This is a genomic window from Marinagarivorans sp. (assembly GCF_982758155.1).
Genome location: NZ_CEXWTU010000253.1, coordinates 1 through 6,698, shown reverse-complemented (window position 1 = coordinate 6,698; position 6,698 = coordinate 1). Strand labels below are relative to the sequence as shown.

Annotated in this window: 6 protein-coding genes; 1 reads left to right on the top strand and 5 read right to left on the bottom strand. The window is 45.2% G+C overall.

Annotated elements, in window-relative coordinates; all coding sequences use genetic code 11:
• Nucleotides 1-96: 96 nt before the first annotated feature.
• From grxC to AC3A8L_RS18660, 3 genes are all read right to left on the bottom strand, one after another.
• A complete protein-coding gene (gene grxC / locus AC3A8L_RS18670) occupies nucleotides 97-354 on the bottom strand; it encodes a glutaredoxin 3 (protein WP_487963790.1) in 258 nt (85 codons plus the stop codon).
• Complete coding sequence (locus AC3A8L_RS18665; RefSeq protein WP_487963789.1) at nucleotides 351-785, bottom strand: rhodanese-like domain-containing protein; 435 nt, start codon at nucleotides 783-785, stop codon at nucleotides 351-353. The genes grxC and AC3A8L_RS18665 overlap by 4 nt, the downstream gene beginning before the upstream one ends.
• Before the next feature lie 281 nt (nucleotides 786-1,066).
• Nucleotides 1,067-2,086, bottom strand: a complete 1,020-nt coding sequence (locus tag AC3A8L_RS18660; protein ID WP_487963788.1) for a Kelch repeat-containing protein — start codon at nucleotides 2,084-2,086, stop codon at nucleotides 1,067-1,069.
• Between the two features lie 118 nt (nucleotides 2,087-2,204).
• Between AC3A8L_RS18660 and AC3A8L_RS18655 the strand changes: the two genes are divergently transcribed.
• Complete coding sequence (locus tag AC3A8L_RS18655) at nucleotides 2,205-2,963, top strand: SDR family NAD(P)-dependent oxidoreductase (RefSeq protein WP_487963787.1); 759 nt, start codon at nucleotides 2,205-2,207, stop codon at nucleotides 2,961-2,963.
• A gap of 186 nt (nucleotides 2,964-3,149) precedes the next feature.
• On the opposite strand, the gene AC3A8L_RS18650 is transcribed toward AC3A8L_RS18655, so the two are convergent.
• Nucleotides 3,150-5,417: a CotH kinase family protein gene (locus tag AC3A8L_RS18650; RefSeq protein WP_487963786.1), complete on the bottom strand. Its 2,268-nt coding sequence runs from the start codon at nucleotides 5,415-5,417 to the stop codon at nucleotides 3,150-3,152.
• Between the two features lie 257 nt (nucleotides 5,418-5,674).
• Entirely contained in the window at nucleotides 5,675-6,562 is an 888-nt protein-coding gene (locus AC3A8L_RS18645) for an MBL fold metallo-hydrolase (protein ID WP_487963785.1), read from the bottom strand.
• Nucleotides 6,563-6,698: the final 136 nt, after the last annotated feature.

The following is a 6,698-nucleotide window of genomic DNA, read 5'->3' as shown; positions in this document are numbered from 1 at the left end:
AGGTAAGGATGTCGATATCAAGCATTAGTGGATGAAATATTGTTTCCTCGTCCCTTATGTATCGCATACCCTACTATGGGGCACCTTACGGCAGGATCAACCCTCTGAGGCTAAAAGTCCATCCAACTGACCATTTTGCTGCATAGCGGCTAATTCATCGTAGCCACCAACATGTGTTTTACCAATCCAAATTTGCGGCACTGTACGCTGGCCACTATCGGCCATCATTTTTTTCATCATAGCCTGATCATTATCGACCTTAATCTCAGTAAAGCTTGCACCTTTACTGTCCAGCAAACGCTTCGCCATTACACAGTAGGGGCAAAATTGCTTCGAATATACGGTGATACTCATGCCTTTTTACCTTTACTTTTAGTCGCCTTGATCACTGGTAATTTTTGCGCAACCCACTCCGCCATGCCACCTTGCATACGCACAGCCTCAAAACCCGCTTCACGTAGCACCTTACCGGCGTTGCCTGAGTGCTGACCCATTTTGTCAGCCACGATGACTTGCTTAGCCTTGTACTTATCAAGTTCGCTTAAGCGCGTTGCCAAGCTGCCGTGCGGGATATTGATCGCATCGATAATATGGCCGTTTTTGAAATCAGCCGTATCACGCACATCCAGTAATATAGCTTCTTCACTATTGAGTAAACGTGAAACCTGATGGTAACTAACTGTTTTACCACCCTTTTTACCTTCAAAAGTTACAAAGCCCACAATTAAAACCAACAACAACGATACCAAAATCCATTGTTCCGCTACAAAATCAATCCAACCCACAAAAACACCTCAATCTCGGTTATCTGGCTGAGCTTTAATGTTTAAGCCGCCGTAAAAAGGGCGGAATTATACATCAATGACCTAGTGAATAGTGATTAGCAACTGCGCAATAAGAATGTAACTACCAATGCCTCACACTGCCTGCGGCTGGATGAGCCCTGGTATAGCTCTGTTTGGCAACAAGCCTCTTGTATTAACAGCACTTTTACCGCCCGCTCATTGCGCTGATCAATGAAACATTGAATCATTAAGCCGATACACTTCAGGCTGGGGCCTATAGGCTAAGGCAGTTCCAAACGCTCTATGGTCGTTAATTCTGGTGTGCCGCCTGGCTCGCCACAGCCAGAAGCCATATAAATAGTATTATCAATAACAGCGAAACCAGAGCCATGGCGCCCTTGAATTAAATCAGGCCAGCGCTCCCACTGACTTAATTGGCTATTAAAGACTTCCACATCGCTATGCGCCAATTGCTGAGCCATACTCTCGCCGCCCGCCACAAGCAAATTATCACCGATTGCCACAGTCGCACTACCAGCGCGCGCTGTCGGCAAATGCGGCACCTGATCACTCGGCAGCCAGCGCTCCAAAGAAAAATCAAATACATCAATCGCGGCTACTGTTAGCTCGATGCTTTGCTGTGTTTTATGTGAGGTTGTTCGGCCGCCAGCGCCGTATAGCTTGCCCCGAATAACATCCGCTTGAAAATGATCTCGTGCATGCGGTGCGTCATCCAATATGCGCCATTGGCCTGTGGCTGGGTTAAACTCATCAAACCAAGGCCTAGCCCCCTCCATATGACCATCCGTAATCCCGCCAAGCCAATAAATTTTATTGTTATAAACCACAGCCCCGGCACCACCACGCCTTCGCGCCTCAGGTATCTTGGGGCCATATTCAAATAGATCGCGGTCAGGGTAATAAATAACAACCCTATCAAGTGGCTTTTCGTTAGGCCACCCCCCTGTCATTGCACCCACGATATAGATCGCATCTCCCCATACCACTGGCTGAAAATGGTGAATTTCTAGTGGCGGCTTGGATTTTTCTTGCCAGCTGTTTGTTACAGGATCGAATACATCCGTAGGGTTTATACGCCGCCCACCAATTAAATAGACCTTGCCCTTGTAGGCGATAACGGCAGCTTCATGGCGAGCCGTTGGCTGCCCGTTGGTGACCAGTTTCTGCCAACTAAAGCTTTTGCGAAGCTCCATATCGCTATGGCTGGAACAGCCAGAAATAGACAAACCACTACCGAATAAAGCCATGGCCAGAAATATTTTTTTATAGACAACCTTCACAGTATCTCCACGAATAAAAGCTTGAAGCAATAAAATAATTTGCACCTATTTAACACTGTAATAGCACGCAAGGGCATGTCAATTTGATAGCATGGCGTTTTTTTTGGCAGGTGTATAGATGAAATTGAAAGGTAAGCGCGTCCTTATTACCGCAGGGGCACAAGGAATTGGCGAAGCCATTAGCCAGCAATTTATTGAAGCCGGAGCCCATGTAGCAATCCATTATTTTTCCAGCAAAAAAACAGCTGATGCGCTCACACAAAAAGCACACGAACAAGGGTTATCCGCCACAGCTATTCAAGGCGACTTGTGCGATGCCGATGAAGCAAAAAGGGTCGTTGATACCGCAATCAATTACCTTGGTGGGCTCGATATTTTAATTAACAATGCAGGCTCACTTATTGAACGTCGAACGCTCGAAAAAACCGATAGCGCCTATTGGTACAAAGTTATCGATACCAATATTTCATCCGCTCAATTTGTGACCCAAGCCGCTGTACCTGCCATGCAAAAAAATGCCAATGGCAGCATTGTTAATTTAGCCTCATTGGCTGGGCGCAAAGGCGGACACCCAGGTTCTTTAGCCTACAGTATGGCCAAAGGTGCCATTTTAACTTGGACGCGCGCGCTTGCAAATGAGCTTGGGCCGCAAGGTATTCGCGTTAACGCGGTTGCGCCGGGCCTTATTTTGGGCACATCTTTCCACAACACTCACACCACCGAAGCCTCTGCTCAAGCCACCATCGCAGGAATCCCCTTGCAGTGCGCCGGCACTGCAAACGACGTGGCCCGCGCCGTTATTTTTTTAGCCAGCGAATATGATGGCTTTATTAATGGCGCCACACTCGATATCAATGGCGGCGTTTACAGTGCTTAAAAATGTCATGCTTAGACATCGTTAAATCTTAACGCCACTCAAAGAAATCCAAACCTAACCGCACAAACGATAGGCATAAAAAAACACCTAGTGATTCTCTATCAACTAGGTGTTTTAACGGCCTTTAAAAAATGACTTAAAAGCGTACTTCAAATAAGAAATTTAAGGACCAGACCAAACAATCGTTTATGGATTTAGTCCATTAAACGTGGCATTACTGGTCCAAGAGAAATCACCAGTTCCATTGGGTTGGCGCGCATAGCTCTGATCCTCTGGAGCATCCACGTATTCCACGTGATCAGCAATCTCTAAACTACCATTCACAAGATAAACGTTTTCACCGCCAGCACTAAGTTTAAAGCTAGCATGTAAGCCACCTAGCGTGTCAGTTTCATCATCGGCCCACACGACCAAAGTAGCGCCAGCAGCGATCACAGTACCCTGCGGGAATTTCCAGCGATCCAATTTTGTATCTTCATCCGTCAAATACCAATTCGACAAGTCAACAGCAGTATCACCCTTGTTATAGAGCTCAATCCAATCCGAATATTCGCCCGTCTCATCGGCTTGTAATGTTTCGTTATCGGCAACAAGCTCATTGATCACAACGCTACTGTTGATTTTGGCTGCGGCCAACACCTGATAAATATAGACGTCGTGCTCAGCGCCTACTGGATTATAGCTAGCAGTCCCTTTTCCATCATTGGCGATAACTTCAATGTAATACCGTACGAACTCACCTTTTGGCATTGCAGGAATTTGCGCCACCAAACTGGAGCCATTGACATTCATTGCCACTTTAGCGAATTCACCCGCTAAACCCTTCCCATAATAGAGGTAAGCCGCTTGTACGCTACCCGCCACCGTAGCGGCCACATTCACAGCTTGATTATCACGCGGGCGAATTGAAGCAATGCCGTCCACACTATCAACAACATCGTTAATGACCACAGGCGTGCCCGATAGCTCTGAGTGAGAGGATAAATAATTATAACGACGAGTAATAAAATCTTTTATCCCTTGAACATCTTGTTGGTGTTCGTTATAGGAATACGCTTTAACTGCACTACCATCCGCAATACCGGGGCCAATAAGCGCCGCATAGGTATCAACCACTGGAAGGCTTACCTGAGGTTTTAACGATTCCTCCATAATAGTCCGGTAATGCGCAAAATAACGCGCGCGAAGCTCTGGAACTCGCAGCAAAATATCGACCAGCGGGAATCGATTATCATCCATGCGATAAAGTGGATTCCACTCTTCAATAAACGGTCCGTGGAATGCACTGTTACCGTCGTATTCAATAGGCAGTATTCGCCCAGTAAATACATCAAAATACACATAATAATCCAGACCACCTTTATTCAAGTAACCATCATCATCAGCGAAGATGTTCTCGGAGGCGACAAACCATAAAGCCTCGTCAATATTCATATATTGACCAAGCTCTTCTACAATATATTCAGGCGATGCGACACCCATGGTATGTGCCGCATTGGCCAGATCCTGCCAAGGATTAGGTGCTTTTTCGGCATCAGAATATTTTAAATTATAATCGGCAGTATAGGAGTTCCCGTTTTCACCAAGGTCATTAAGTGTGGATTTTCCGGCGCCAAAAAGAGTAGCAAAATCAAAACCGCCACCACCAAAGCCTCCCCCACCGCCGCCATTTAAGCTAAAACCTGTCGCCACTTCGGCACGCCATCGCGTATTATCTTTATCAAAAAACCAATCATCCACATGATCTTTTTCAAGTTTTTCGAGGTTGGTATAGATACCGTAATTACGACCATTAATCACGAGTTTAACAAAATTGGCTCGCGCCGCTGGAATATTATTACCAATCAAATTGGAAAATAATGTTTCACGCATAGCTGATGGGTCTTCATGTGCATTATTAAGTTTAAGCTCGTCGTAGCCGTTAATATCCACGCCGGCATCATTTGGATCGAGGTCAATCGAAAAAGATTTTTTATCGGCGTCCGCAAACGAATAGCTGGTTAAACCACGAAAACCAACACCAACACCCTCAATAACTTTATCTTTATAGCGCAAAGTAGCCGATACTTTTTGTCCGTTATCCGCATCTTTATTTCGCTTCATCTGATCCCAGTAATCACCCTGCGAAAATTCAAGTGTCACGGTTTCTAGCGTTTCTTCATTGTAAAGTTTAGACGCATAAAAGCCGCCGCGCTCTAAACGCTCGCCATCATCGCTAACGCGATACTCTTTCGGCAAATCAATAAACTGGCTAATACTGCCATCTTGTACCGGCGCACTTGAAGCTACTGATGAAGAACTACTCACCATAGAAGTACTTGATGAGGCCTCACTACTCGAATCGGGTATAGAACTTGAAATACTTTCACTGGAAGAGGATGACGCTGTGCCACCAGTGCACGCACTCAGCAACAATGCTGAAACAGCAAGAGTTAAAAAAGGTGAAGTATTCATAAAGCCCTCAATAAGAAGTAGGAATGGATAACGTCTGGTCATGCAAAGAATACAACACTGTATATGATCAAAAAGGTCCATTTAAGGTTGTTCGAGCACTAGCGCTACTTTTGCACCGTTATCTTTCCATTCTGTGAGTCAGTCCCGATAAGACACCCAACCAAAAAAGTAAAAAATCCAGATTTGATAAAATTTCAAACTATTATCCTGATAAAAATTTGACATAGACCTCATTTAATTAATGGCACTCAGAGCTCCTACTCAGCGATTTCAGATCGAAGCTGCAGTTCCTCTGTTAACTTTTTGTCACCACGCGCAGCGAGTAAAGTTAAAAAATGACTAACGCCGTCAGCATCAATATAAGCGACCTCCCCTTCTATTAATGCACGATCTCGTCGCTCAAAGAGCGTCGCTAAATGTGGGTGGCTCGCCAGATTTACCTCAAAGGGGTGCGTAGTTACATTGCTAACCTGTATTCGCTTAACGCTCTCTAAATAAGCCTTCGCCTGATTCAGACCCGAAAAATTGGTCCCCATCCCACCGTAAACCAATGCGCGGTGATACTTTTCACCAAACAACGCATTAAACTCAATAGAGTAAGCCCCCAATGTATGCCCGGGCGTGTGGTGAAAAATAAATGAGGTATCACCGAGCTTCAGCATCATTCCCTCTGAAATCAGCTGTGTATTTTGTGGCGGTGAGAAATGTTTTTCGCCCTGAGTCAGTTTCGATTCCTGCCGCGCTAACTTTAACGCCTGCGCACTAATCAATACCGGAGCGTCTACAAGTCCCTCCATATAGTGGGCGCCGCCGACGTGATCCGAGTGGCCGTGCGTAATCATTAAATAACGAATATCTTTAAGAGAAAAACCAAGCTTTTTAATATTCATAGGCAACCAACGGCTAAAAGGATAATTAAGAGTATCAATAACAACCAACCCCTTAACCGTCACCACCAAATACGACGAAACCCACTTATCACCAATATAATAAATATTGTCGGCAATTTTAAACGGCTCTACATAGCCATTCTTCTCGCTGCGGATAGGCGTACCGTCCGAATCTAAACCATCCGGTATTCCGGCCAGTAATCGCAACGGTATTAAAAGCAGCGCTACGATCAATAACTTAGAGAGTAATATCATAAAATATATCTTTGTATTCAAATCCGAAGTCCGCATTTAATCATCTTAGGGGCGTGCACGGAATAAGTTGCGGGAATTTGGGTTTGTGAGTGCTTGCTTGACGAGGCGGAAATATGGCGTAATAGCTGGCTATTGC

Coding starts and splice junctions, on each gene's coding strand:
- grxC (WP_487963790.1), bottom strand. CDS start 354: ATGAGTATCACCGTATATTCGAAGCAATTTTGCCCCTACTGTGTAATG.
- AC3A8L_RS18650 (WP_487963786.1), bottom strand. CDS start 5,417: ATGAATACTTCACCTTTTTTAACTCTTGCTGTTTCAGCATTGTTGCTG.
- AC3A8L_RS18655 (WP_487963787.1), top strand. CDS start 2,205: ATGAAATTGAAAGGTAAGCGCGTCCTTATTACCGCAGGGGCACAAGGA.
- AC3A8L_RS18645 (WP_487963785.1), bottom strand. CDS start 6,562: ATGATATTACTCTCTAAGTTATTGATCGTAGCGCTGCTTTTAATACCG.